A 26,100-nucleotide genomic window follows, 5' to 3' on the forward strand; every position below is an offset into this window, starting at 1 on the left:
CGTCGCTGGGCGCAACCGGGATGCTGGCCCTCACCGAGAGCATCTCGACGGTCACGCGAATCGTGCTCGACGGGCTCTCGAAGGCGTCGCTGTTCGTCCTCATCGCCAGCGGCCTTAGCCTCATCTTCGGCCTGATGGGCGTCATCAACTTCGCGCACGGGTCGCTGACGATGATCGGCGCGCACCTCGGCGGCGTCGTGATGGTCGTCGCGGTGACGAGCGGGACGGGCGGGATCACTCGCCTCGTCCTGTTCTTCCTCGCAGTCGCGGCCGTCTTCGCCGTCATGACGCTCGGCGGCGCGATGCTGGAGAAGACGCTGATCCGGCCCGTCTACGACCGGGCGCCGCTGTTCCAGATCCTGCTCACGTTCGGACTCGTCCTCGTCCTCGACGAGGTCGCCCGGATCGTCATCGAGCTGCGCGGCATGCAGCCCTCCAGCGAGTGGCAGGACGCCATCGGGACGAAACCGGACTTCCTCGCGTCCTCCTACCAGGTCGCCGGCGTCTCCACCGGGGGGTTACAGCTGTTCGAGGTGTTCGTCGGCGCCGTCGTCGTCGCCGCCATCTGGCTGTTCCTCACGGAGACGCGCTACGGACTCTACATCCGCGCGGGCAGCGAGGACTCGGAAATGGCGGAGGCGCTCGGCATCGACATCCGCCGGGCGTTCACCGTCGTCTTCGGCGTCGGTTGCGGCCTCGCGGGCGTTGCCGGCGTGATGCTGATGTGGGACGCGCGCTACGGCGCCTCGGTCCCGCTTGGGGTCGAGACGCTGCTCATCGCGTTCATCGTGGTCATCATCGGCGGCCTCGGAAGCTTCAAGGGCACCGTCGTCGCGGCTGTACTCGTCGGCTTCGTCGACGCCGTGATGACGTGGGTGTTCCAGAACCACGTCGCGTTCCCCGGACTGCCCGAGATGGTGATGTTCCTCGTGTTAGTCACGGTGCTCGTCGTCCGCCCGCAGGGACTGTTCGGGCTGGAGGAGGTGGGCGGCCATTAGCCCATCCGACCGCGGCCCGGAGGACGACGCCGGGTTCAGTCGAGCCGAGTCGACGACGGACGAGGGGTCCGTCGCTGACGACGTGCCGCCTGAACCCGACGAATCCGCGGACGCGACGCCGGGTGCGGACGCGCCACCCGGCCACGGCGGCGAGGCCCACCCGGACGCGACGGGCGAGGCCGTCGCGGACCGCCCCGAGGGTCCGGGAGCGTACGCGAAGCAGTACGCGCGCGACCACGTCGTCCACGTCGGCGTCGTCGTCGCGTTCGCGCTCTACCCGGCGGTGTTCAGTTACCTGCTGTCGACGCCGCTGGGCGACGAGTTCGCCGTCCTGTTGCCCCCGCTGCGGACGATGATCGCCGTCTTCTACGTCGGCCTGTTCGCGATGAGCTTCGACTTCGTCTCGGGGTACACCGGCTACCTTTCCTTCGGCCACGCCATGTTCTACGGCTCCGGCGCGTACTTCGTGGTCATGGCGGCGAACGGGAAGCTCCCGCTCGTCGGCGCGGGGACGTCGTTCATGGTCCTCATCGTCGCCGCCGCCGTGCTCGGGGCCCTGCTGGCGCTGCTGGTCGGGTCGGTTTCGTTCCGACTGACCGGCGTCTACTTCGCGATGGTGACGCTTGGCTTCGCGGAGGTCACGCACGTCTTCGTCCGCAACTGGGGCCGCGTGTCCGAGAATCCGCGCGACGGCGCAGCCGTCACCTCGCCCGAAGGGTTCGAACTCGGCGTCCCGTTCGTCGACAGCCTCCAGTTCGCTATCGGGCGGCTCGTCGGCGACAGCTTCGAGAACGCGCTGGGGCTCGGCGTCGAGATCGGGACGGCGGAGCTCTCCTACTACCTGATCGGCGCCGTCGCGTTGCTCTGCTACTTCGCGATGCAGCGGATCATCCACTCCCCGTTCGGCCGCGTGATGGTCGCCATCCGCGAGAACGAGGAGCGCGCGCGGGCGATCGGCTACGACACGTTCTGGTACAAGATGGGTGCGTTCGCCATCAGCGGCGCGTTCGCGGCCGTGGGCGGCGCCCTGTTCGCCGGTTACCGGCGGTCCGTCGCGCCGGAGAACACCTACGATCTGTTCGTCACCGCCGACGCGCTGCTGGCGGCCATTATCGGCGGCTTCGGGACGCTCGCCGGACCGCTGTACGGCCACCTGTTCCACGAGTTCGTCGGCGGCATCCTGACGACGGAATCCCACGGGCTCGCTCGGTACCTCCGGGAGACGCTACCGGAGTCGGCGCTGAGCGCCGACCTCGCCGGGGTCACGCTGCTCGAAGTCGTGAACGTCCTCGTCGACGGCCGCGCCTCGCTGTACCTCGGGATCATCTTCATCGCCTTCGTCCTGTTCGTCCCGCGGGGGATCGTCGGCACGCTTCGCGACCGACTCGGCGGCACGGTCGCCGCAACGCTTCCCGACCAGGTGCGCCGCTACCTGCCGTAGGCGCGCTCCTCCACTTTCCTCCATTAACGCTCATGACACACGCTCGTTCACCAACGCAGTACCGCACTCACGCGGACACAGTGACCACGACGAACGGCTGCGCGAACACGACCACGTCGACGAACGGGGTGATTCTACCGTGACCACGGTCGGCATCACCGGTTTCGGGACCTACGTCCCCGACGACCGGATTACCGGCGAGGAGATCGCCGCGCAAAGCGGAATCCCCGAGGAGATCGTCATCGAGAAGATGGGCGTCGTCGAGAAGCACGTCCCTCCACCGGACGACGACCATGTGACCGACATGGGGATAAAGGCGGCCGAGGCCGCCCTCGCCGACGCGGACCGCGCTCCCGAGGACGTCGACATGGTGCTGTATCACGGATCGGAGTACAAGGACCACTACGTCTGGAGCGCGGCCGCCGACGTCGCGGAGCGGCTCGGGGCCGAGAACGCCTTCGCGACCGAGAGCTACACGCTCTGTGCGGGGGCCCCCATCGCGATCCGACAGGCCCGGGCGCAGCTCGCCCTCGACCACGTCGACACCGCGCTGCTCGTATCGGCCAGTCGGGAGGAGGACCTCGTCGACTACGGCAACCCCGACGCATCGTTCATGTTCAACTTCGGCAGCGGCGCGAGCGCGGCCGTGCTCGAATCGGATCCGGGCGACGGCGCCCGTGCAATCGTCCACGAGAGCGCCGCCAAGACGGACGGCTCCTTCTCGCGCGACGTGGTCATGCCGGCCGGCGGCTCCCGGAAGCCACCGAGCGAGGAGACGCTGGCCGCGAACGAGCACACCCTCGACGTGCCGGATCCGGAGGGGATGAAGGAACGGCTCGCGCCCGTGTCGCTGCCGTCGTTCCTCGAGGTCGCGGACGACGCGCTGGACCGTTCCGGCCTCACGCGCGAGGACGTCGATTTCGTTGCCATCACCCACATGAAGCGGTCGTTCCACGAGCGCGTCCTATCGGAACTCGGCTGTGACCCGGAGACGGACAGCGTCTACCTCGACAGCTACGGTCACGTGCAGAGCGTCGACCAGCTGCTCGCGCTCGAGGAGGGTCTCGACCGCGACCTGATCGCCACCGACGACGTCCTGCTCTTCCTGGCGGCCGGCACCGGCTACACCTGGGCGGCGACGGTGCTTCGCTGGCGTGAGTAGGCACTCGACCCGTCGCTGGCAGCGTCCTTTATAAGTCGCTGCCGACGCCTTTTATATATCGCTGCCGATCGGCGGAATCTCTCGCTGGCAACCGCCGAGTCACGCCGTCTGCAGCAACACGACCGCCGACAGAATGAGTCCGCCGCCGGCGACGGTCGGGAGCGACAGCGGCTCGGCGAAGAGGATCACGCCCAGCGCGACTGTGACGAGTGGCTCAGCCGTGCTGATGATCCCGGTTCGGCTGGCCCCGATCCGGCTCAGGCCGGCGAAGAACGTGAACACCGGGACCGCCGTACCGAGCAGCGCGACCCCAACCAGGATGCCCCAGGCCGTGGGCGTCCCGGGGATGGCCAGATCGTTCGTGATCGAACCGCCGACGAGGAACGTCAGGCCGGCCGCGGGCAGGACGTGAGCCGTCAGCAGGAGCGAATCGGTGGTCTCCAGCACGGCGCGCGAGACGGTGATGTACACGGCGTAGGTCAGTGCGGCAGCGATCATGATCGCGACGCCGGTCTGGGAGGCGCCAGCCGGATCGGCGCCGACGACGAGGCCGACGCCGCCGAGCGCGAGCGCGAGGGCAACCACCGTCGTTCGCGTGACGCGCTCGCCGACGGCGACGACCGCGAGCAGGACGACGAACGCGGGGTACGTATAAAAGACGATGGCGACGAGCCCGGCCGTCATGTACTCCAGTCCGAGGAAGAAGAGCCCGCTCATCGTCGCGTAGCCGAGCGACCCCAGTCCGACGGCCGCGAGCAGCGTCCGCCCGCGGAGGGGTCGGAGTCGTCCCTGCGCGAGGAGGACGCCCCAGACCGCCAGCGTCGCGACGAAAAACCGGTAGAGGAGCACCGTCGGGATCGACAGCCCGGCCCCCTGGGCGTAGGTCCCAAAGATACCGAGGGTGCCGAAGCCGACGCCGGCGATCAGTACGAGCAGGACGCCGACGCGGTCGTGGTCACGCTCGGCGGCGGTGCCCGCCGCGTGTTCGGCCATATTCCCCACTTCACGAGGACGGTTGTAAACACGTCGTCACGTGGCGGCGTCAGCCGGTATTCCCTGCCGAGTTAGTCCTCGTGCGGCGTCGAGAGCGCGGTGGCTTCCCCCGAGATTGCAACCTCGTCGCGGTCGGGGACGCGAGCGACCGTCTCGACGCGGATCCGGTCGCCGCCAGGTTCCTCCTCGACGGTCGCGGTGGCGACGACGCGGTCGCCGAGCTGGACGGGGTTCTCGAACCGCAGGTCCTGCGAAAGGTAGATGACGTCGCCGGGGAGGTCGGCCATGGCGGCGCTGATCACCCCCGCGCTCAGGATGCCGTGTGCGATGCGCCCGCCGAACATCGTCTCGCCCGCATACGCTTCGTCGAGATGGATCGGGTTGTCGTCGCCCGTGATCTCGGCGAAGGCGTCGACGTCTTCGGCCGACAGGACCGTCTCCGCGCGCGACTCGTCGCCGACAGAGGCAACTGGCATACGGTACCGTTCGTTGCCTGACGGTTCAAACAGGGGGTTCAGTCTCGAACCGTTTCCGAGTCGCCGGCGACCAGCAGCGTTCCCCGGTCGTCGACTTCACCCGCGACGTTCAGTTAGCTGATCGAGTAACCGCCGTCGACGACGAGGCCGTGCCCGCTGACGTACGCCGCATCCTCCGACGCGAGGAAGGCGATGCAGCCGGCCACCTCGTCGGGCTCGCCGAGTCGCCGAAGCGGATACTGGCGCTCCATGCGCTCGCGGGCCTTCTCCGGGTCGTCGGCCTCGGCGAAGAAGGACTCGCCCATCGCCGTTTCGACGAAGCCGGGGCAAACCGCGTTCGCGCGGACGCCGTGCGGGCCGGCCTCCGCCGCCACGGTTCGCGTGAAGTTGAGGACGGCCCCCTTCGAGAGCGTGTAGGCCCCCTGGCGCGGGAGCCCGATCATCCCCCCGAGCGAGGCGACGTTGACGATCGCGCCCTCGCCCTGCTCTTTCAGAACCGGAAGCGCAGCCTGGCACCCGTTCCAGACGCCACGGACGTTGACGTCGAGGACCCGGTCGAACGTCTCGGCGTCCGTGTCCTCGATGCTCTCGAGCGGGTGCGCGATCCCCGCGTTGTTCACGAGTACGTCGAGCCCGTGTCGCTCGGCGACGGCCCGGACGACCGCGTCGAACTCCTCGGCGTCAGTCACGTCGAGCTCTCGGAAAACTGCGTCGCCGCCGTCGTCTTCGATGGTCGCGACCGTCTCCTCGCCGCCCTCCGTGTCGACGTCGGTGACGACAACGGTGGCGCCCTCGTTCGCACAGCGTTCCGCGGTCGCCTGCCCGATCCCCTGTGCCGCCCCGGTGACGAGGACGGTTCGTCCCGCAAATCGCGAAGTCGTGGTATTCGGTGACACGGTCGTAACGGGTGAAACAGCCTCAAAAAGGTTGGCCGCGTGACCCTTGCACTCGGAGCGTTACGACGACCTTCTCGTAGCGAAGGTGCATTCGAATGGTACGGGCCGGAAACCCGATATTCGGGATATATGCCGGCTCTACGGCCAGTTCGTCTCTCCGGCGCTGGCAAGGCTCTCTCGAACGTTTTGTATAGCGACATGCAGTTTATGTGGTCCGCGTTGGACGAACATCACTTCGTGAATGCTCAACTTCTAAACTATTTCTTCGCGAATAGGCCGAGAATCGGTGGCCGGTTGCAGCAGTTACTCTCGTAGCGAGAATACGAATCGATCCCGCCACCGAGAGCTACTCCGTGACCGTGTAGATGTGGTCCAGATAGGTTTCGCGGATGCGATTCCCCCAGTCGTGAGTGTACGTGTCGATGACGTCGTCGCCGACGTCGCCCCGGAGGTACTTCACGATACCCCGATCCCCGATGCTGTCCCGGAGATACGTCGTGAAGAAGTGCCGGAAGTAGTGCGGCGTCACGTTCTCCTCGGCCGACCCACCGGTCCGGTACCAGCCGGCGTCGCGAGCGTGGCCCTCGACGATGTGGTGGACGACGTTCGGCGTCAGGCGGTCCCCCCAGCTCTCGACGGTGCCCATGAACAGCGGCTCCGTCTCCGAGACCGGATCCGGGCGGATCGCTAGCCACTGCACGAGGATCCGGCGGAGCTCGTCGTCGATCGGTATCGTCGTGCTCCGTTTACGCTTGTTCGAGGCGGTCCGCACCTCGCCGCCGCTCCGCTCGCCGTACGAATGGTCGGCCGGCACGTACAGCGAGTCAGGGCGGCCTGAGAGCGCTGGACGCGGCTCTCTGGCGGTTTCCACGCCCGAGAGGTTCACGTCCTTGAGGTCGAGGTTACACAGCTCTCCCGACCGAATCCCGGTCTTGAGCAGCGTGACCACAATGGCTCGGTGAAGGGGATGGCGGATGTCGGCGACGAACTCCTGCATCTCGGGGAGGGAGACGTCCCGGCGCTGTGGGTCGGTGTCGATGGACTCGTCCATCTCCTCGATGACGAGCGACATCGGGTTCTCGTCGTGCCGATCGACGCTTTCGAGATAGGTGTAAAACCGGTTCAGGTAGGAGGCGTACGTCGCCACGGTGCTTTCCCCCTTCGTCGACCGCAGCTCGTGGACGTACGCCATGCAGTCGCGGTAATCGACCTCCGTCGGGGACTTGCCGAACTCCTCGTCGACGAACGATTCGAACTCCGTCAGCACGCGCCGGTAGAACTCCGCCGTTCGCTCGTTGCGGCCGTGGTACTCGATGTCCTCGATGAAGTACTCGACGGCGCTCTGGCTACTCATCGACGATCACGTACCCCCCGTCCCGACCGCTGTACCGCACGACGTTCGACTCCTGCAGGTTCTCGAGGGCGGCCTCGAGGTCGTCCTCGAGGTCCGCAGTGAGCGTCTCGACGAGCGTGTCCCAGCCGAGCGAGCCCTCTCGGCGCAGGGCTTTGGTGACGCGACCCTCCAGGTCCCCGCTCGACTCGGCGGTCTCGGTGTCCGCGTCGTCGACATCTTCGCTCGGCTCGTCGATCGAGACGTCCACGTCGAAATCGCTCCGTCCAGCCTGGACCATCGTCCGGACGAACTCGCTCTGGCTCATGTCGAGTTCGTCGGCGTGCTCGGCCCAGATCTCCTTTTGATATCGAGGAACGTATGTTTTCACTGCAGTCCGATCGTCGGCTTCGCTCATGGGCCAGCAATATCGACCCGGGATTATGAATCTACCTACAACCACAAATAAGGGTCTTTATTTGTAGATATAGTTCCCTCATTTCGGTGATTTTGTACACTAGACTGTGATTCTAGTACTTTAAAACCGCACTAATAGTCCCACGATCACAGATAAGAATCCGTGCGAAATTTCGAGTGATCCGGAGATCGGCGATCATCAGCGATAGTCGGCATACCGAATCTATTGATAAACCAGTTTTGTGATAGTTCATTCCAATGACGATATCTCTCGAGAACAGGATCGCGTTCGACCGATTTGGACACACCTGCAGTACCGATCGAGACCGCGCCGAGATTTCTCACTCAGAGGGTCGATCGGCGCTCAGAGGATGCCCAATCTCCGGGCGTGTACCCCAGGGGTCAGACGGGTAAAGTCCGGTTCCATTTTAGCCAAGATCTCGCCCAATACTGTCAATTGAGCTGATGGTTTCCCGTTCCACGATTTGTTGTGCTTGTACCGATCTTCGTTAGCCATCAACATTGATTATGGCGTCCGTAGTCACGACGCGCTCGTTTCGGAACCTGGTGCTGACCACGTTTTTCAGAATGATTCACTCTCGTTTACAACCCATATCTCGACCGCGGAGCAAACAGCGTCACTCGGCAAGTAACCGCCGCTGTTGGACGGCGTTCACGAGCGAGCGCGGGGGTCGGTGGGTACCGCGTGGATAGAGGCGTCAATCTAATCTCTCCCGGGTCTCAGCGCTGAGTCAGTGATCGTCCACCGTCGCCGCCGTGGCCACGACAATTCATTCGATTCTCTGCTCCCAGGGGGCTTGTTCGACATCAGTAATCAACGAATCTGGTTCTCGGTTCCATCGATAAACACCTGTATACGATATCGTTCGCAGGTCAACTTCAGCTCGGCTCCCGCTGTTTCTTCAGATTGTAGCGCCTGACTGCCATGTTCAGGCGCTCCACGTCGCCGTCCCGTATCTGATACGATCGCTGTGGCGCGATGACGGATACCGTCGCTCTCTGGAGCCTGCGTGGTCGCCTTCGCCGGCACCTTACCGGATCGCCGTCATCCGATCACCTTTGAAGACGTCACAGACAAGCCGACGGGGACCAACACGTTGACTCTCCGTGAGGGGTATTTTAAAAGCCGATCCGACCACCCGAAATTCTGTTGCTCTGGATCCGACTCTTCCACTGACCAGGATCAAACGGATAAATCCTATTTCGCTATACCAATTCTTCCTCCGATCGATCCATCGAGATGCCAGCGAATACAGCCATCTGACCCAAGTAACTCGAGGGAATCGCCAGCCGGAACCGGCGACGTTTCGGTTCGATTGCAGTGACGACAGGTTCTTGTGACAATCCGGCGAACCCCGGAATCATGACCACCGACGACGACTCCGTGCCCGCGGCGGCGACGCCCACGGTTGGCGAAGCGGTCGTCGACCGCATGCTGGACCACGGGATCGATACGGTCTTCGGTATTCCCGGCAAGCAGACCCTCCCGATGAATCGGGCGCTCGCTGATCGCCCCAGCGCGCGGTTCGTCGTCGCGCGCCACGAGACGGCCGTCTCGCATCAGGCGTGGGGGTACGCCGAAACCCGCGAGCCGGGCACGATGGCCGCGACCGTCGTGATCCCGGGACCGGGCGACATGAACGCGATGAACGGGCTGAAGAACGCCCTCAACGACACGACCCCACTCCTCCACGTTGCCGTCGAGACCGAACACGAGGTCCGCGGCGGTGACGGGATTCACGAGACGCCGCCGGACACCTACGACAACGTCGTCAAGGAGAACATCCTCGTCGAGAACGCCGAGGGCGCGGCTGCGGCGATCGACGCGGCGATCCGGACCGCTCGCGAGCAGCCGCAGGGTCCCGTCCGGGTCGGGATCCCGAAGGACTTCCTCGCCTCGCGGGTCGAGCAAGCCGAGGTCGCGCCGGTCGACCCGCGCACGCAGCAGCGTCCGGGCGAGGACGCGGTTCGCGAGGCCGCGGAGGTGCTGGCGGGCGCGAACGAACCGGTGATCGTCGCCGGCGGGGGCGTGCGCCGCGCGGGCGCGAGCGACGAACTCGTCGCGTTCGCGGAGCGACTGGACGCCCCGGTCGTAACGACTTATAAGGGAAAGGGGACGATCCCGGAGGACCACCCGCTCTCGGCCGGCGTGCTGTGTGGCGCGTCGAGCACCGAGCTTCGCGACCTCCTCGCGCGGTCGGACGCCGCCCTCGCCGTCGGCTCCGACCTCGACGCGGTCGCGACGGGCCACTGGTCGGTCGACCTCCCCGACGACCTGGTCCACGTGACCCTCGGCGCCGACGACATCGGCGAGGGGTACGAACCGGCGGTCGGGCTGGTCGCAGACGCGAGGCTGACCCTGGACGCGCTTCGGGAGTCGATTTCCGAAAATCCCTCCGCCGCGAGCGGTAGCGAGCGAGCTGGGTCCGTCCGGGCTGCCGACCGCGCCCGGATCGACAGGCTGCTCGACTCGCGAGAGGGGGACGAGCCGCTGACGTCGCCGGGGACGCTCCGTCGCGTGCGGGACGCTGTTCCCGAGGAGGCGATCGTCACGGCCGACGCGGGCGGCTTTCGACTCTGGACGCTCGTCACGTTCGCGGCGTTCGGCCCGCAGTCGTACGTCAATCCGGGCTCGTGGGCGACCATGGGTACCGGCGTGCCGTCGGCAATCGGTGCCAAGCTCGCCAATCCGGACCAGGACGTCGTCGCGCTCGCGGGCGACGGCGGGCTGATGATGTGCATCCACGAGCTCCACACGCTGGCGGCGGAGGACGTCGACGTGACGGTCGTCGCGCTCAACAACGACGATTACGCGATCATCAGCGAGGAGGCGGACCGGACGTACGGCTTCGACCCGGGGACGTACGGCTGGGCAGATACCGCGCTCGACCTCGTCGCCATCGCGGAGGGGATGGACGTCGACGCGGAACGCGTCACGGACGGCGACGCCGTCGGTCCGGCCGTCGAGCGAGCGATGGCCGTCGACGGGCCCGCGCTCGTCGAGGTGATCACGGACCCGCAGGAGCCGCAGGCGAGCGAGTGGATGACCCGCGAGCTGTGAGGGCGGGTCGTCGTCACCGGTGCCGTCGCCGCTGCCGTCGTCATTGCCGTCGCCGCTGCCGTCGAGTCGGCTCCCGTAGCGCGTCACATCGCTTAAGAGGCGCGACCGGCGACGGTGAGGCATGACCGACGAGGGCCGGCAGTTCAGCCGCGCCGCCGGCGTCAACGTCCTCGGCAACGCCGTGAAGATCGTCGTCGAGGGCGCGGTGGGCGTGACCTTCGGGAGCGTCGCCCTCGTCGCCGACGCGGCCCACTCGGTCGCGGACCTCGTCGCCAGCATCGTCGTCTTCGTCTGGGGGAGCGCCGTCTACGACGAGCCCGACGAAACGCATCCCCACGGCCATCAGCGCATCGAGCCCCTGACCGCCCTGTTCGTCGGCGCGGTCATCGTCGTCCTCGGGGTGAATCTCCTCGTCGAATCCGTCGGCGGTATCCTGCGGGGCCCGGAGGTGACCTTCGACCCGCTGCTGATCGCCGCCATCGCCTTCTCCGTCGTCGACATGTACGCGCTCTACTGGTACACGACGCGGGTGAACGCCGACCTCGACTCTCCCTCCCTCGCCGCGCTGGCGACGGACTGTCTGAACGACATCTACACGTCGCTGGCCGCGGTCGTCGGCGTCGTCGGCGTGTTCTTCCAGTATCCGGTTCTCGATCCGCTCGCGGGCGCGCTCGTGAGCCTGCTGGTCGTCTACCAGGGGATCGAGATCGGGCGCGAGAACGTGCCCTACCTCGTCGGGAGTGCGGCGCCGGTCGAGGACCGCCAGGTGATCGAGTCGACGCTCTCGGAGCATCCGGCCGTCGAGGGCGTCCACGACCTCTCCATCTTCTACGACGGCACGGACCTGGAGGTCGAGGGCCACGTCGAGGTCGACGGCGAGATGTCGCTCCGGGAGGCCCACGACGTCGAAACCGAACTCGTCGAACGACTCCGGGCTATCGAGTCCGTCGGTGACGTCCACGTCCATCTCGACCCCTCCGGCGTCGGCGAGTGGAAGGACGCACGCGAGGAGCACGACTGGACGGACGAGCGCGAGACGGCGGACTGATCGACCGATACACCACATGTCGGTTGAAGAAACTCCGCCACGGTCGCGTGGCCTGGCCTCCGGTCGCAGGCCGGGTTACACCGGTTCGATCAGCTCGGGACCGTCGTTGCCGGCGGCGTTCACCCGTGTCGAGACGGGATAGGCGGTCATCGCCGTTGCGGGATACGGCTCGAGCAGCTCGGCGGCCTCCTCCGGCGTGCCGTGGAGCCAGGTCTCCTCCGTCTCGGGGTCGAGGATGACGGCCATGCGATGGTGCAGGTCCGCGACGAGGTCGTTCGGCTCCGTCGTGAGGATCGTGAAGCTCTCGACGGGCTCCTCATCGGTCGACGCGCCACCGCCGAAATCCCCGAGGCCCGTCTGGGTGGTCGGCGGCGTCCAGCGCTCGTAGAGCCCGGCCATCGCGAAGGGCCGGTCGTCCTCGAAGGCGACGCGGTACGGCTGCTTGCTCCCCTCCTGCTCGACCCATTCGTAGAAGCCGTCGGCCGGTACGAGACAGCGGTGCGACTCGTAGGCGGCCTCGAAGGCGGGCTTCTCGTCGACGGTTTCCGCGCGAGCGTTGATGTGGCCGTGCCGTTCGTCGGCCCACGAGGGCGTGAGCCCCCACTCGAGCCGGCGGGCCTCGTCGGGAGACTCGCTCGTGATCACCGGGAGCTCCTCGCCCGGGGCGCAGTTGTACGTGGGCTCGTGGGATCGAAAGTCGGCGTCGAATCGGGCCTCGAGTTCGTCGGTGCCGGTGAACAGGGAGTAGCGCCCGCACATCGATAGCGGTGCTTTGGGACGGGCGCAATTAAATCCGTGCCGTCACCGAGGTTGCGCCGAGGTTACACAGACGCGACACCGACGCAGCACCGACGCAGCACCGACGCGGCACCGACGTGCCACCCGATTCCAACCGGCCGAGCGAGGGATTCAAAGGCGCCGAGTGCCGGGAGTGAGTATGCGCATCGAGAACAGCTTCATCCCCGTCGACGGCGTCGGCGAGCGGACGGAGCGCCGGCTGTGGGAGGGTGGCGTGACCGAGTGGGACGCGTTCGATCCGGGCGTGGACGTGTCGGGGGTCGGGCCGACGACGGCGGACCGCATCGAGACGTTCATCGTCGAGGCGAAGACGCACCTCGACGACGACAACGCGGCCTACTTCGACCGAACCTTCCCGAGCAACGAGCGGTGGCGCCTCTACGAGAACTTCCGGGCGGAGACCTGCTTCTTCGACATCGAGACGACCGGGCTCGACGAGCACCGCAACGAGGTGACGACGGTGAGCTTCCACCAGGACGGCGAGACGCGGACGCTCGTCCAGGGCGAGGACCTGACCGCCGAGGCCGTCGCCGAGCAGTTCGCCGAAGCCGAGTTGCTGGCGACGTTCAACGGCGCCCGCTTCGACGTGCCGTTCCTGGAGACGTCGCTGGGTATCGACGTCGACACGCCCCACCTCGACCTGATGTACCCCGCCAAGCGACTCGGGCTCTCGGGCGGGCTCAAACCGATCGAGCAGGAGCTCGGCATCGACCGCGACCGGCCCGACATCTCCGGCCGCGACGCGGTCCGGCTCTGGCGCGAGTACGAGCGCGGCGACGAGGACTCCCTCGAAACCCTCATCTCCTACAACCGCGAGGACGCCGTCAACCTGCGCGCGCTCGCCGACACCGTCTGCGGCGCGCTCCACGAGGACGTGTTCGAACCGGTCGTGACACACTGAACGGCCTTTTTGGCTCACTCGGCGTGGCGTCGGCTATCGTGCTGGCTGCAAAAGTAGGAAGCTGAACCTCGAAAAACGGCCGGACGGCGCGGGCTACTTCTCGATGACGATGCCGCTCGCCCCGACGGCGACGTCGGTGCCGTCACGGAGCACGGCGTTGAGGTTCTCGCCGGTCGGCGTGTCGAGGGACGCCCGGACGCCGTCGACGATCTCGTGGACGGTCCCGCTGGAGCCGACCGCGATGCCGTCGTTGCCCGACACCTCGACGTCGGTGAAGGTTTTGTCGCCGAGCTGGTCGACGGTCCACTGGCTGTCGGCGTAGTCGAGGAGGGAGCCGTTGCCGCCGGAGACTTTCACGTCGTCCGCGGCGTCGCTGTCGACGCCGTAGAAGGTGACGTTGGCGTCCTCGACGCCGATCGCGTTCCACGTGACGCCGTCGTCCGTGGCGAACACCTTCCCGTTGGTGTCGATCGCGTGGCCACTTTTTGGGCCGTGGAAGTCGATGGCCTTGATCGCGGAGCCGCTGCCGGGGGTGACGTAGTCCCAGGTTCCGGCTTCGCCGTTCTCGAAGCTGTAGTAGATCTTCCCCGAGTCGCCGGCGACGTAGACGTTCGCGTCACTGGCCTCGCCGGTCACGGCGACGCCGTTGTAGTTGTTCGTGTTGTCGTTCGGCGCGGAGTGGTCGTACAGCGTGTCCGTCGCGGGGACGTACTCGCCGATCGCGCCGCTGGCGCCGACGAACCAGACACGGTCGCCGCCGGCCGTGACGTCGGCCCCGTAGAGGTCGTTGCCGTTGCCCGTCGGACCGCCCTGCCGGACGATCGTCCACAGGTCGCCGTCCTGCGTGAGGAGGTTGCCGCCGTTGCCGACGGCGTAGCGTCCCGCGGACGCCGCCACCACGTCGTGGAGGGAGCTGTCGACCGCCGTCTCGACGATGGTCCAGTCGGTGGTCGAAGCGGTTGCCGTCGATGCTACGCCGCCCGTCGCGATGGCCGCGCCGACCCCCTTCAGGACCGTGCGGCGACCAACTCGCTGCCCAGACATACTACGTTTCCAATTTCTGAAGTTTGTACGTAAATATCTTGTGCGAGATTAATCCTAATCAGGGTGAAAACATAGGCCAAACAACCAGTAGGCGGACGGATCCGTACTGTCCGTCGGGGCGTGGACTGTCGCAGTCGGTGGCGCCGTCGCAGTCGGTGGCGCAGTCGCCGTCGCTCGTTCGAATACCGACGCCACGGTAACAGGAGTGTCGCCGATTACGCCGGTCCAGGTCGGCGCGTCCAGTCGACAGTGAGATCGTGGACAGCGTCCTCGAGCGATCCGGCCTCCGCAAAGGCGAGGACGACGTCGTGGACGGAGAACTCTCCCGGACAGCTCGTGTCGTGGGCGCGAGCGTACGCGTTCAGCCAGTCGTTCAGCAGGCCCTCGATGAGGGACCGTTCGACCTGTGACAGCGTTACGTCGTCGCGTCGGACCTCGACGTACAGCTCCACGATCGGGACGACGCCCTCCGTTATCGGTACCTGCGCGTCGCCGGTCTCGGGGTCGAACTCCTCGAAGCGGCCGCGCGACTGTTCGACGAGTGTGGCGACCTCGTCCCAGTACGCGGAGCGACCGCCAGCCTCCATACTGGTGGACGCATTGGTGCAGGATAAATAAATCACCCGAAACGACCGACGGCAGGCGCTCCGGTCTCCCTCTACGTTCCCGCCAGGAACTCTTATTCCGGCTCTCGACTCGGGTCGGATTTGACCAGCTTCATCTCGCCGCGGGCCCGGAGCGTCCCGTCGACCTCGGCGCCCTCGTGAATTATCAGGTCGCCGGCGGAGACGTCGCCGAGGACGCGCGCGCCCTCCTCGACGACGACCGTCCCGCTCCGGGTCGTCACGTCGCCGTGGACCTGCGTGTCGGCCCCGACGGTGAGGTCCTCGCGGGCGCGGAGCGACCCGAAGATGTTGTTCCGCGCGCCGACGTCGATCGATTCCGCGCGGACGTTCCCGTGGATCCGACAGTCGTCGCCGATCGTCGCGGGGGTCGAAACGCGCCAGGCGTCGTCGGACACCTCGGCCCCGCGAGGGATGATGAGGGGGTCCCGCGCGTCGTCGCCGTCCGCGAGCGCTTGCGCAAGCTCGTCGGCCTTGTCCTGCTCGCCCGCGCGCAGCAGCTGCGAGAGGACGATGAAGTAGAAGACGATGGTCGGCACGGGGTTGCGGATGACGATCCAGCCGTTGGCCTCGAACCCCTCTTCGATGTCCACGTCGTCGCCGACGTCGAGGTCGCCCGAGACCATCAGCCGACCGGCGATGTGGACGCGCTCGCCGAGATAGGCGTCGTCGCCGACGAGGACGTTGCCGTCGACGTCGGCCCACACGTCGAGCCGGCAGTCGCCGTCCGCCTCGATGTCGCCGCCGACCGAGACGCGCTCGCCGAGCGCGACGTTGCGACCGCGCAGGCCGAACTCCACGGTCGACTGGCCGCCGACGAGGACGTCCCCGTCGGTCACGAGGTCGTGCTCCTCGACCGTCGTTCCCGACGGCACCGCGAGCTCGTCTATCGGGTCGGCCCTGAGAGACACACGCTGAGGAAACGGACGGGCGATTATAAACTGTCCGGGAGGATCCGACGCGCGTCTGACGCCTGGGCCGCCACACGGGGGAACCTGTTTCCCGCACAAGAATTTTGGTTGCTTGCTCCCTGTTGACACACGTCATGTCGGTTACCCGCCACGGCGACGATATCCCCACCGCCCTTCGCGCACTGGCGTCGCAGATCCACCCGGTGTTCATGACGCCGCCGCTCGCGGCCTCCTGGTTCGGCGCCGTCGTCGCCGGCGAGTTCCAGGTCTCTCTCGGCGCGGTCCACATGCTCGCCGCCTTCTTCGCGGTGTACACGGCGCACGTGAAGGACGGCTACGTCGATTTCCACGCCCGTGGCGAGGACGACGACCATCCGCTGACGATCGCGGGCTGTCGGCTCGCGCTCGTCGGCGCCGCCGTCGGCTTCCTCGCCGCAACGGTCGCACTCGGGCTCCTGGTCGGCCCGGTCGGCGCCCTGCTGACCCTCCCGCTGTGGGCCATCGGGTTCCTCCACGCGCCCCAGCTCGACACCAACGTCGTCGGCGTGACGATGGGGTATCCGGTCGGTATCGCGCTCGTGATGCTCGGCGGGTACTACGTGCAGACCGGCACGTTCTCGCCGGCGATCCTCGGGTTCGCCGGCGTCTTCCTCGCTGTGCTTTCGGGAGTGAAGATCATCGACGACGAGACGGATTACGACTACGACAGCTCGATCGACAAGCGGACCGTCGCGGTCCTGGTTGGGCGGGCCCGGGCACGCGCGCTGGCACAGGGACTGCTGGCGCTCGGCGCCCTGGGCGTGCTCTGGGGCGCCGTCTCAGGGCTGTTCCCGCCGGCTGCCCCGGTCGCCGCGCTGGTATTCCTCTCCGTCGTCCTCGTCGCCCGCAGCGCGCCGGCCGAGGTGGCGACGAAGCTCCTCGTCCGCGGGACGTACGTCTTCCTCGCGCTGCTGATCGTCGCCGTCTGGTACCGCCCGCTCGCGCCGGTCGGGCTGCCAGACGTCACCGCGCTCGGGCCGTACACCTACCTCGCCACCGAGGTCGTCTTCGGCGCCGCCGCGCTGGCGCTGCTGCGCTACGCGGACGCCGTCCGCGACGCCGCAAGGACCATCGTCGCGCTGTATCCCGTCGCGTACGTCTGGGACTGGTACACGCTCGAGGTCGGCGTCTTCGAGATCGTCACGCGGACCGGCGTCGACCTGTTCGGGATCCCGATCGAGGAGCACCTGTTCATGGTCGTCGTGCCCGCGCTCGTGATCGGGCTCCACGAGACGATCCGAAGGCCGGAGACGGCTGCGGCCCCGCAGCGCGCGTCGTCGCCGGACCACGCGAAGGGAGCGGAGTGAGCCCTTTTTAAGCGCCGGTCCAGTAGTTCGGGTATGAGCACGCAGCTATCGTTCGCGGAGGACGGCGTCGACGTCGTCCACAACAGCACGGAGTTCAAACTGGAGAAGGAACTGATCGAGGACGCGACGGAGAAGACCTACACCGACGTGACGGACCACGAGGTGCTCCAGATCGTCGAGGAGGAACCGGATCTCTCCGGTGAGCCGCGGCGCATTGGCGACGTTCTTCATTCGTAATACGGTCTTCACTGGTTCGTCGGTTATCCGGTTTGACGACGGTTTTCCTTTAGTCGACCGGGTGAGTTTATAAATAGGATCGGCTATCATCGCCTGCGACACCTCTCAGCATGCCTAGAAAGCCCCAGTCGCTGAGCGGTCGCGCTGCTCGCTGCGCTCCTCACCCGGCTCCCTCGCTCCCTTCGGTCGCTCGTTCGCCGGGATTGCGGTGCTTACGTCGCAGAGCGTCCCGCTCAGCGACTGCCCCTTTCAGTCCCACCCCGGAGTGGTGGCCGGGCGTCGCTCGCGGCGGCTGCTGGGCGGTCGCGGCGCGATGCGGTGGCGCGCGCGAGAAACGCGTGCGAGGGAGGGCGGGGCGCGCCGAGCGGTGCGTTGCGGTACCGGCGCGCCCCGCCGGAGGCTGGGGAGGACTGAGGGACTGCGGTTGGTGGGCGGTCGCGGTGCGGATGCCGTTGCGGTCGCGGTCCTGGCGGAGTGAAACGGCGACGGCCGGTCGCGCCGAAGGGGAGTCGCTGAGTCGATCACTATCCACGGCGGGCGGTGCGGAGAGCCGTGGATATGTCGCTCAGCGACCGCGAGCGGCCGAGGGCTTTCTGGGAGTTTGCGTTGCTGTCAAGAGCAAGTCCGTATCACCTGTCCAAACCCACGCATTGCGAGTGGCCGAGGGCTTTCGGGGTGTCTGCCGTGCCGTCAAGAACAAAACCGAATCACCTGACCAATCCCACGTGTATCGAGCGGTCAAGCTCTCTTTTTGCGCCAGGATCCACACCGATCCAAACGGCGCAGACCACGAATGGACCGAAAGGCGCTTTTCCCGCCCAGTAGAGCATCCTGTATGATCACGGTCGCGCTCGCCGGGAAGCCGAACGCGGGCAAGTCCACCTTCTACACGGCCGCGACGATGGCCGACGTCGACGTGGCGAACTACCCGTTCACAACGATCGACGCCAACCGCGGCGTGACGCACGTCCGGACGGAGTGTCCCTGTCTCGACCGCGAGGAGCGCTGCGGCAACGAGAACTGCCACGACGGGAAGCGCTACGTCCCGGTCGAACTCCTCGACGTCGCCGGACTGGTCCCGGGCGCCCACGAGGGGAAGGGCCTCGGCAACCAGTTCCTCGACCAGCTGACGAACGCGGACGTCATCCTCAACGTCGTCGACGCCTCCGGCGGCACCGACGAGGAGGGCGAACCGGTCGGCCTCGGCGAGCACGACCCGCTGGAGGACGTCGACTTCATCGAGGAGGAGATGGACCTCTGGCTCGCGGGGATCGTCGACGACAACTGGGAGAGCCTCGAACGCAAGTCCCGCTCGCCCGAGTTCGACATGGACGAGGCGCTGACGGAGATGCTCACCGGCGTCGGCGCGACCGAGGCCGAGGTGACGAAGACCCTCCGCAACGTCGAGTACCCCGAGGACCCGGAACACTGGGAGGACGAGCACCGGGAGGCGCTCGCGCGCGACCTCCGCCGGCGGACGAAACCCATCGTGGTCGTTGCGAACAAGGCCGACGTTGCCCCCGAGGGCAACGTCGAGCGCTTACGGGAGGAGACGGACAAGCCGGTCATCCCGGCGACGGCGGACGGCGAACTCGGGCTCCGCCAGGGCGACGAGGCGGGCGTCATCGACTACGACCCGGGCGACGCGGACTTCGAAATCGTCGGCGACGTCTCCGACGCCCAGCGCGAGGGGCTCGAGTCGATCCGCGAGGTGATGGCCGAGTACGACGGGACGGGCGTCCAGCGCGCGCTGGACGAGGCCGTCTACGACCTGCTCGACCACTTCACCGCTTACCCCGTGCAGGACGCCTCCAAGTGGACGGACGCGCGCGGGAACGTCCTCCCGGACGCGTTCCTCCTGCCGCAGGGGTCGACGCCCTCGGACCTGGCGTACGCGGTCCACACCGACATCGGCGAGGAGTACCTGCACGCGATCGACGCCCGTTCGAACCGCCGGATCTCCGACGACTACGAGCTCTCCGAGGGCGACGTAATCAAGATCGTCTCGACAGCTGGCCCGTAAGGAGCCAGGTGCATCGGGTTCCGAACCCCCGGGATACTCCCCCTCCGTTCGGATCCGCAGCCGAGGGGCATCCACCGTCTCGCAACACTCTCCGGTATCGAGCACGGAGCAGCTTCGAGCCGGGTTGTGCCATCGCCTCACACGTGACCCTCGGAGTGGCCGTCTCTTCCGGTTCATCGGCCGATTGCAGCACATCTTGCCGAGACCACTCCACCAAATATTACTAGATTGCATCATAGGTGCAACCGAATATGTTCCCTATACATCTTTATTAGGGGATGCGGCGGGGACAGGAAGATACATGGACCGACGAGACTTCATCGGCGCGACGGGCGCGGCGGTCACCGCGGGACTCACGGCGGGCTGCATCGCGAGCGGTGGCTCGGATGGCCGGACGATAACGGTCGACTGGGCGTACTACAACCCGGTCAGCCTCGTTCTGCGCGAGAAGGGCTGGCTCGAGGACGAGTTCGCGGACGACGACGCGGAGATCGAGTGGGTGCTGAGCCTCGGTAGCAACGAGGCCAACGAGTACTCCCAGAGCGGGGAAGCGGAGTTCGCCTCGACCGCGGGCATCGCGGCGCTGATGGCCCGGTCGAACGGCGTGCCGATCCGGACGCCGTACATCTACTCCAAGCCGGAGTGGACGGCGCTCGTGTCGAAGTCCGGCTCCGGGATCACCGAGGTCGCCGACCTCGAGGGCAAGTCCGTCGCCGCGACCCGCGGCACGGACCCGCACTTCTTCCTCCTGCAGGCGCTGGACGAGGCGGGCCTGTCCGAGGACGACATCGAGGTCGTCCACCTCCAGCATCCGGAGGGGCAGTCGGCGCTCGTACAGGGCGACGTCGACGCCTGGGCCGGCCTCGATCCCCACATGGCGGAGCTGGAGCTCGAGCGCGACGTGAACCTGTTCTACCGGAATCCCGGCTTCAACACGTACGGCTTCCTCAACGTGCTGGACGGCTTCCTCGAAGAGCATCCCGAGGACGTCCGCCGCGTGCTGGAGACGTACGAACGCGGCCGGACGTGGGCGATCGACAATCCCCAGGAGACGGCGGGCATCCTCGCCGCGGAGTCCGAGATGTCCCAGGACGTCGCCGAGAAGGTGTTCGTCGACCGCAACGACCTCTCGAACCCGCTGCCGGGCGAGGAACACCGCGAGCTCCTGAGTGACCTCGCGCCCATCCTCCACGAGGAGGGCATGGTCGACGAGGGGACGGACCTCCAGGCCGCCATCGACGAGCTGATCGACTCCGAGACGGCCGCGCCGGTGATCGAGTGATGGCAACCCTGGACGATACCGAGACGGCCGGGGACGAGAGCGGCGCCGGCCTCGCCGACAACCTGCTGGGCGATGGCCCCCTGGTCACTGCAAACTCGTTCCGCTGGGTGGTCGGGTTCGTCGTGCCGGCCCTGGTGGTGGTTGCCTGGCACGCGCTCGTCGTCACCGGCGTCTTCGCCCAGCACCAGCTCCCGCTGCCCGCGAGCGTCGTCGAGACCCTCGTCGCGATGACCGCGAGCGGCGAGCTGCTCGGCCACGTGTCGATCACGGTTCAGCGCGTCGCCGTCGGCGTCGTCCTCGGCGTGACGGTCGGCATCGGCTTCGGAATCCTCACGGGACTGTTCCCGCTGGCGAACGACCTCCTCGACCCGCTGCTCCAGAGCATGAAGAACATCCCCTCGCTGGCGTGGGTGCCGCTGTTCCTGCTGTGGTTCGGCGTCGGCGAGTTCGCGAAGGTGACCCTGATCGCGCTGGGCGCGTTCTTCCCCGTGTACCTCAACCTCTCGACGGGGATCCGGGACGTCGACGACGAGCTGCTCGAGGTCGTCGAGGTGTACGACGTCGGTCGACTGGCCGCGCTCCGGAAGGTCGTCTTCCCGGCCGCGTTGCCGGCGCTGCTCGTCGGGATCCGTGGCGGCGTCGGCCTCGCCTGGATGTTCGTCGTCGCCGCCGAGCTCATCGCCGCGAGCGAAGGGATCGGGTTCCTGCTGAGCGACGGGCGCGTGCTGGCACGTCCCGACGTCATCGTCTCCTCCATTCTCCTCTTCGCGTTCTTCGGGAACCTCTCGGACCTGGGCGTGAAAGCGATCGAGAAGCGCGTCGTCTACTGGACCTGATCATGCTCGAGGTACACCAGCTCACCAAACGGTACGACGACACGGTCGCGCTCCGGGACGTCGACTTCGCGGCCGACGACGGCGAGTTCGTCGCGGTCGTCGGGCCGTCCGGCTGCGGGAAGAGCACGCTCCTCCGCGTCGTCGCCGGACTCGAACCCGGTTACGACGGGCGGGCAACGGTCGCGGGCACGCCGATCGAGGCCGGCGGCAGCGACGACGTCGGCGTCGTGTTTCAGGACCCGCGGCTCCTCCCGTGGGCGACCGTCCGGGAGAACGTGCGGCTCGGGTTCGACGGGGACCCGGACGACGGGGCGGTCGACGACCTGATCGAACAGGTCGGTCTCGGTGACTTCGCCGAGGCGCTCCCGGGCGAGCTCTCCGGGGGAATGGCCCAGCGGGTCGCGCTCGCCCGGGGGCTCGCCTACCGGCCGTCCGTCATGCTGCTCGACGAGCCGTTCTCGGCGCTCGACGCGCTGACGAAGGTCGAACAGCAGGAGTTCCTCCTCGACGTCTGGAGTGACGTCGACGCGACGATCGTGCTCGTCACGCACGACGTGGAGGAGGCGGCGTACCTCGCCGACCGCGTGGTCGTGCTCGGCGGCCAGCCCGGCACCGTCGTCGCGAACGTCGACGTCGACCTCGATCGCCCCCGGGACCGCACCGACGAGCGGTTGCAGGCGGTCCGGTCGGAGATCACGGACGCGCTCGGGCTGTAGGGGTCCGACGTTGGTCGAACGCTGGTGGTCGCCGTCGCCAGAACCTCTTTCTAACCGGCCGTCGAAGCCGTGTCCATGGTGGAGATCCGCACACGCGACGACGTCTCGCTCGACGAACCCGTTCTCATCGAAGGCATGCCGGGAGTCGGCCTCGTCGGCAAGATCGCCGCGGACCACGTCGTCGAGCAACTGGACATGGTCGAGTACGGCGAGGTCGTCTTCGAGGGGCCGCCGACGGCAGTGATGTTCGACGGCGACGACCGTGGCGTGAAGTCGGCCGTCCGGCTGTTCGCCGACCCCGAGACGGACGTGATGGTGCTCCAGAGCGCGATCCCGTTCGAGGTCGTACAGGGCGGCCCGTTCGTCACTACGTTCACCGAGTGGGTCGAGGAGAACGGCGTCCTGCCGATCTACCTGTCGGGCGTCGCCGCCGAGACCGAACCCGGCAAGGAGTCCGATATCCACGGCCTCGCGACCGGCGAGGCTGCCGGCCGGCTCGACGACGCCAACGTGGCCCCGCCGAGGAGCAACGGGCTCATCCAGGGACCCGGTGGCGCGTTCCTCTTCGGTGCGAAGGAGCGAGACGTCGACGCCGTCGGCCTCATGGTGGAGTCGGACCCGCGGTTCCCGGACCCACTGGGTGCCAAAACGCTGATCGACAAGGGGATCGAGCCGATCGCCGACATCGACGTCGACACCAAGCGTCTCGTCGAGGAGGCCGAACAGATCCGGGAGCAGCGCGAGGAGCTGATGCAGCGACTCCAGCAGGCGACCGAGGAGAGCCAGGGGGTCTCCACCCGCGGGATGTACCAGTAGCGACGGGGCCTGCACCGTCGATCTCCGGTCCCGAAAAGCGCACGTTCCGCGGGGGCGACCCTGGCGGATGTCGAAGGAAGCGTCCGCTGTCGACCGACGGGCTTGCGGCACTGTTCGCGTAGCTCGGGCTTTCCGGCGCCGCCGAGGTGCAGGAACGAAGCTACCGCTGGTCGAGTGTTGGTACTAAAATGAAAAGTTCGTCAACTGTCGCCGTGAGGCGACGGTGTGACTAATTTAGTTGCGGACGAGGTTCGTCGCGCGCGGACCCTTGTCCGCCTCTTCGATCTCGAACTCAACTTCCTGTCCTTCTTCGAGGTCCGGCCCGCCGATGTCCTCCATGTGGAAGAAAACGTCATCGTCAGCGTCCTCAGTCGAAATGAAACCGTAACCGCCCGTGTCGTTGAAGAAATCAACCTTACCGTTTGCCATTGCAAACAAACGTAGGGTCGATACCGGGATAAGGCTTCCGCGAGTCACGGTACCACGGCCTTCGATTGAACGAATTTGAACCGTCGTGCAGCCAACGGACGGGGTTTCGGCAGTCTGGGCCCGCGTGGCTACTCGCTGACCGCCTCGTAGGCGTCCTGCATGATCTCGATGGCCTTCCGCAGCTCGGCCTCGTCCGTCGCGTACGAGATCCGGACGCGACCCTTCCCCTGCTCGCCGAACGCCTCGCCGGGGACGACGACGACGCCGCGGTCGAGACACTCCTCCACGAAGCCCTCGGGGACCTCGGGCATCGCGTAGAAGGCGCCCTTGGGCTTCGGGCAGTCGATGCCGGCGGCCTCGAGCCCGGAGAGCAGGAGGTCACGCCGGCGCTCGAACGACTCCGTCATGTCGGCCGGGATGGTCATGTCGCCCGTCAGGGCTGCTTCGGCCGCGAACTGCGCGGGCGCGGAGGTGCAGGCCTGCGCGTACTGGTGCACGCGGAGCATGCGGTCGACGCGCTCGGAGGTGGCCGTCACCCAGCCGACGCGCCAGCCGGTCATCGAGAACAGCTTCGAGGCGGAGTTGACGAGGACGACGTTGCCGCCGTTCTCGAACTCCATCGGGGAGTGGTGTTGCCCCTCGAACACCGTGTACTCGTACACCTCGTCGGAGATGCAGAGCACGTCGTGCTCCTTCGCGATGCGCGCGAACTCCTTGACGTCCTCGCCGGGCGAGACGGCACCGGTCGGGTTCCCCGGCGAGTTCACGATGAACGCCTTCGTGTCCTCGGTGATGGCGTCCTCGATCGCGGCGGGGTCGATAGTGAGGTCGTCGCGGACGGGGACCGGCACGGGCGTCGCGCCCGTCAGCTTCGTCAGCGCGTCGTAGGAGACGAAGCCGGGGTCCGGGATGATGACCTCGTCGCCCGCGTCGACGTGGGCCTCCAGCGCGATGTGGAGCGCCTCGCTCCCCCCGGCCGTCGCGATGACGTCGTCGGGGTGGACGTCGATCCCCTGGTCGCGCTCGTGTTTCTCCGCGATGGCCTCGCGGAGCGCGAGGATCCCGCGGTTCTCGGTGTAGGCGTCGGCTTCGCCGGCGCGGATCGCCTCGACGGCCGCCTCGCGGGCGTGGTCGGGCGTCGGGAAGTCGGGCTGGCCCAGCCCGAGGTTGATGTCGTCCTCGCTGGCGGCTTCGAATACCTCGCGGATCCCGCTGATGGAGATCCGCTCGACGCGGTCGGAGAACTCCGTCATGACTGTGGGAGAGTACCGCGATTAGTTAGGTCTTGTTACGTCCGGTCGTGAAGAGTTCGCTACGGGTCGCCAGCGACGGGCGGTGATGGCACCGACCGAGAGTGCGCGCTCCCGATTCAGGGACGAGCGTCGCGCAGGTACGGCTCGATCCGGTCGTTTACGGCCGACCTGAAGGCCGCTTCGTCCACGGACGCGACGTCGTCCCGGAGCTCGTCGGCGTGTTCCCAGACGAGCCTGTCGACGACGAGGCGAGCGAGCTCGTCGAACTCGACCTGCTCGAGCCCGACGTCGTGGACCGCGACGAGGTCGTCGAGCCACGCGTCGGTGACGTGGTCGGCGATGAGCTCCGCCGGGGACAGTCCGGCCGAGGCCCCCTCACTGGACGAGTCGAGCTCGTCGGTTCGAACTTTCGCGCGATGGCCGGTCTTGTCGCGGAAGACGACGCCGGCAGCCGGCTGGTTGGCCCACCTCGATTGCGGAATCCCGTAGCCCTCGGGGTCGACGTCGCGTGCGCGTATCTCCTTCTCGACGGTCGGGACCGGCGTGAGTCCGAGACGCTCGTACACGCGCTCGACTGCATCCGGCGGAACGAAGCCGCCGCCGTCGTCCCGCCAGACGTCGGTCCCGACGAAGGCGGGCGTCGTCGCCCAGTCGTAGTCGACGCGGTGGGGTTCGACGGCGACGCCGAAGAAGACGACCGACTCGACGTCCTGGCTTGCGGGCCGGAGCGCCTCGCGGTCGAGGTGCTCGCGAACGTGGCGGGCGGCGGACCTGAGCCGCAGCGGGACGGTGCCGGGGTCGAAGGTCGCGTCGGCGTCGCCGAACTGGAGGAGCCCCGACTCGAGCACCCGGAACCGGAACGGGACGCCGTCTACGAGCTCCTGCACCCAGAGGTGACCGTCCGCGAAGAGCTCGTCGGGCGCGTTCGACACCGCGGGGAGGTCGGGGAACTCCTTCATCGAGCGTGGCTGTACGTGGGATTGAGCGGGGGACGGCTTAGGGATTGTCCCGCTGTGCCGGCAGGCGGCCGACGCTCCTCGCC

Annotated in this window: 24 protein-coding genes and 1 pseudogene; 13 read left to right on the forward strand and 12 right to left on the reverse strand. The window is 67.1% G+C overall.

Going from position 1 to position 26,100, the window contains the following annotated elements; translation table 11 throughout:
* Nucleotides 1-20: 20 nt before the first annotated feature.
* The 3 genes from ACQE3M_RS11870 to ACQE3M_RS11880 all read left to right on the forward strand — a co-directional run bounded on the left by ACQE3M_RS11870 (nucleotide 21) and on the right by ACQE3M_RS11880 (nucleotide 3,601).
* Entirely contained in the window at nucleotides 21-998 is a 978-nt protein-coding gene (locus tag ACQE3M_RS11870; RefSeq protein ID WP_430506137.1) for a branched-chain amino acid ABC transporter permease, read from the forward strand.
* 82 nt (nucleotides 999-1,080) lie between these two features.
* Nucleotides 1,081-2,439 (forward strand): branched-chain amino acid ABC transporter permease, encoded by a 1,359-nt coding sequence (locus ACQE3M_RS11875; RefSeq protein ID WP_430505836.1) that lies wholly within the window; start codon nucleotides 1,081-1,083, stop codon nucleotides 2,437-2,439.
* A 139-nt stretch (nucleotides 2,440-2,578) separates the two neighbouring features.
* A complete protein-coding gene (locus tag ACQE3M_RS11880) occupies nucleotides 2,579-3,601 on the forward strand; it encodes a 3-oxoacyl-ACP synthase (protein ID WP_430505837.1) in 1,023 nt (340 codons plus the stop codon).
* Between the two features lie 99 nt (nucleotides 3,602-3,700).
* On the opposite strand, the gene ACQE3M_RS11885 is transcribed toward ACQE3M_RS11880, so the two are convergent.
* The 5 genes from ACQE3M_RS11885 to ACQE3M_RS11905 all read right to left on the reverse strand — a co-directional run bounded on the left by ACQE3M_RS11885 (nucleotide 3,701) and on the right by ACQE3M_RS11905 (nucleotide 7,714).
* Complete coding sequence (locus ACQE3M_RS11885) at nucleotides 3,701-4,594, reverse strand: DMT family transporter (protein ID WP_430505838.1); 894 nt, start codon at nucleotides 4,592-4,594, stop codon at nucleotides 3,701-3,703.
* A gap of 71 nt (nucleotides 4,595-4,665) precedes the next feature.
* Complete coding sequence (locus ACQE3M_RS11890) at nucleotides 4,666-5,070, reverse strand: MaoC family dehydratase (protein WP_430505840.1); 405 nt, start codon at nucleotides 5,068-5,070, stop codon at nucleotides 4,666-4,668.
* Nucleotides 5,071-5,183: 113 nt separating this feature from the next.
* Nucleotides 5,184-5,966: an SDR family NAD(P)-dependent oxidoreductase gene (locus tag ACQE3M_RS11895; RefSeq protein ID WP_430505841.1), complete on the reverse strand. Its 783-nt coding sequence runs from the start codon at nucleotides 5,964-5,966 to the stop codon at nucleotides 5,184-5,186.
* Nucleotides 5,967-6,312: 346 nt separating this feature from the next.
* Nucleotides 6,313-7,320: a tyrosine-type recombinase/integrase gene (locus tag ACQE3M_RS11900; RefSeq protein ID WP_430505842.1), complete on the reverse strand. Its 1,008-nt coding sequence runs from the start codon at nucleotides 7,318-7,320 to the stop codon at nucleotides 6,313-6,315.
* A complete protein-coding gene (locus ACQE3M_RS11905; protein WP_430505843.1) occupies nucleotides 7,313-7,714 on the reverse strand; it encodes a DUF5805 domain-containing protein in 402 nt (133 codons plus the stop codon). Before ACQE3M_RS11905 ends, ACQE3M_RS11900 begins: the two co-directional genes overlap by 8 nt.
* Nucleotides 7,715-9,097: 1,383 nt before the next feature.
* Here ACQE3M_RS11905 and ACQE3M_RS11910 point away from each other — a divergent pair.
* Both ACQE3M_RS11910 and ACQE3M_RS11915 read left to right on the forward strand, forming a co-directional pair.
* Nucleotides 9,098-10,795, forward strand: a complete 1,698-nt coding sequence (locus ACQE3M_RS11910; RefSeq protein ID WP_430505844.1) for a thiamine pyrophosphate-binding protein — start codon at nucleotides 9,098-9,100, stop codon at nucleotides 10,793-10,795.
* Between the two features lie 121 nt (nucleotides 10,796-10,916).
* Entirely contained in the window at nucleotides 10,917-11,843 is a 927-nt protein-coding gene (locus tag ACQE3M_RS11915) for a cation diffusion facilitator family transporter (RefSeq protein ID WP_430505845.1), read from the forward strand.
* 75 nt (nucleotides 11,844-11,918) lie between these two features.
* Here ACQE3M_RS11915 and ACQE3M_RS11920 read toward each other — a convergent pair whose 3' ends face one another.
* Entirely contained in the window at nucleotides 11,919-12,602 is a 684-nt protein-coding gene (locus ACQE3M_RS11920) for an SOS response-associated peptidase (RefSeq protein WP_430505846.1), read from the reverse strand.
* 178 nt (nucleotides 12,603-12,780) lie between these two features.
* On the opposite strand from ACQE3M_RS11920, the gene ACQE3M_RS11925 reads away from it, so the two are divergent.
* On the forward strand, nucleotides 12,781-13,542 hold the full coding sequence (locus ACQE3M_RS11925) for a ribonuclease H-like domain-containing protein (protein WP_430505847.1): 762 nt from the start codon (nucleotides 12,781-12,783) through the stop codon (nucleotides 13,540-13,542).
* A gap of 93 nt (nucleotides 13,543-13,635) precedes the next feature.
* On the opposite strand, the gene ACQE3M_RS11930 is transcribed toward ACQE3M_RS11925, so the two are convergent.
* From ACQE3M_RS11930 to ACQE3M_RS11940, 3 genes and pseudogenes are all read right to left on the reverse strand, one after another.
* Complete coding sequence (locus ACQE3M_RS11930) at nucleotides 13,636-14,586, reverse strand: beta propeller repeat protein (RefSeq protein WP_430505848.1); 951 nt, start codon at nucleotides 14,584-14,586, stop codon at nucleotides 13,636-13,638.
* 215 nt (nucleotides 14,587-14,801) lie between these two features.
* Nucleotides 14,802-15,173 carry a hypothetical protein gene (locus ACQE3M_RS11935; RefSeq protein WP_430505849.1) on the reverse strand — a complete coding sequence of 124 codons (372 nt, stop codon included), beginning with the start codon at nucleotides 15,171-15,173 and terminating at the stop codon, nucleotides 14,802-14,804.
* A gap of 95 nt (nucleotides 15,174-15,268) precedes the next feature.
* A pseudogene (locus ACQE3M_RS11940) lies at nucleotides 15,269-16,120 on the reverse strand (polymer-forming cytoskeletal protein); the annotation flags it as partial.
* 134 nt (nucleotides 16,121-16,254) lie between these two features.
* On the opposite strand from ACQE3M_RS11940, the gene ACQE3M_RS11945 reads away from it, so the two are divergent.
* From ACQE3M_RS11945 to ACQE3M_RS11975, 7 genes are all read left to right on the forward strand, one after another.
* Nucleotides 16,255-17,466 carry a lycopene cyclase domain-containing protein gene (locus tag ACQE3M_RS11945; protein WP_430505850.1) on the forward strand — a complete coding sequence of 404 codons (1,212 nt, stop codon included), beginning with the start codon at nucleotides 16,255-16,257 and terminating at the stop codon, nucleotides 17,464-17,466.
* Nucleotides 17,467-17,499: 33 nt separating this feature from the next.
* Nucleotides 17,500-17,703 carry a DUF5800 family protein gene (locus tag ACQE3M_RS11950; protein ID WP_430505851.1) on the forward strand — a complete coding sequence of 68 codons (204 nt, stop codon included), beginning with the start codon at nucleotides 17,500-17,502 and terminating at the stop codon, nucleotides 17,701-17,703.
* An 835-nt stretch (nucleotides 17,704-18,538) separates the two neighbouring features.
* Complete coding sequence (locus ACQE3M_RS11955; RefSeq protein ID WP_430505852.1) at nucleotides 18,539-19,726, forward strand: redox-regulated ATPase YchF; 1,188 nt, start codon at nucleotides 18,539-18,541, stop codon at nucleotides 19,724-19,726.
* Between the two features lie 301 nt (nucleotides 19,727-20,027).
* A complete protein-coding gene (locus ACQE3M_RS11960) occupies nucleotides 20,028-21,008 on the forward strand; it encodes a substrate-binding domain-containing protein (RefSeq protein WP_430505853.1) in 981 nt (326 codons plus the stop codon).
* Nucleotides 21,008-21,844 (forward strand): ABC transporter permease, encoded by an 837-nt coding sequence (locus ACQE3M_RS11965; RefSeq protein ID WP_430505854.1) that lies wholly within the window; start codon nucleotides 21,008-21,010, stop codon nucleotides 21,842-21,844. Before ACQE3M_RS11960 ends, ACQE3M_RS11965 begins: the two co-directional genes overlap by 1 nt.
* A 2-nt stretch (nucleotides 21,845-21,846) precedes the next feature.
* Nucleotides 21,847-22,560, forward strand: a complete 714-nt coding sequence (locus ACQE3M_RS11970; protein ID WP_430505855.1) for an ABC transporter ATP-binding protein — start codon at nucleotides 21,847-21,849, stop codon at nucleotides 22,558-22,560.
* 75 nt (nucleotides 22,561-22,635) lie between these two features.
* Nucleotides 22,636-23,376, forward strand: coding sequence for a proteasome assembly chaperone family protein (locus tag ACQE3M_RS11975; RefSeq protein WP_430505856.1), 741 nt, complete (start codon nucleotides 22,636-22,638; stop codon nucleotides 23,374-23,376).
* 234 nt (nucleotides 23,377-23,610) lie between these two features.
* Here the strand turns inward: ACQE3M_RS11975 and ACQE3M_RS11980 are convergent, their stop codons facing one another.
* From ACQE3M_RS11980 to ACQE3M_RS11990, 3 genes are all read right to left on the reverse strand, one after another.
* Nucleotides 23,611-23,805, reverse strand: a complete 195-nt coding sequence (locus ACQE3M_RS11980; RefSeq protein ID WP_430505857.1) for a cold-shock protein — start codon at nucleotides 23,803-23,805, stop codon at nucleotides 23,611-23,613.
* Nucleotides 23,806-23,933: 128 nt separating this feature from the next.
* Nucleotides 23,934-25,058, reverse strand: coding sequence for a pyridoxal phosphate-dependent aminotransferase (locus tag ACQE3M_RS11985; protein ID WP_430505858.1), 1,125 nt, complete (start codon nucleotides 25,056-25,058; stop codon nucleotides 23,934-23,936).
* A 116-nt stretch (nucleotides 25,059-25,174) separates the two neighbouring features.
* A complete protein-coding gene (locus ACQE3M_RS11990) occupies nucleotides 25,175-26,017 on the reverse strand; it encodes a hypothetical protein (RefSeq protein ID WP_430505859.1) in 843 nt (280 codons plus the stop codon).
* Between the last annotated feature and the right edge of the window lie 83 nt (nucleotides 26,018-26,100).

This window comes from Halosubterraneus shenae (genome assembly GCF_050510935.1).
Lineage (GTDB): Archaea > Halobacteriota > Halobacteria > Halobacteriales > Haloferacaceae > JBDGPU01.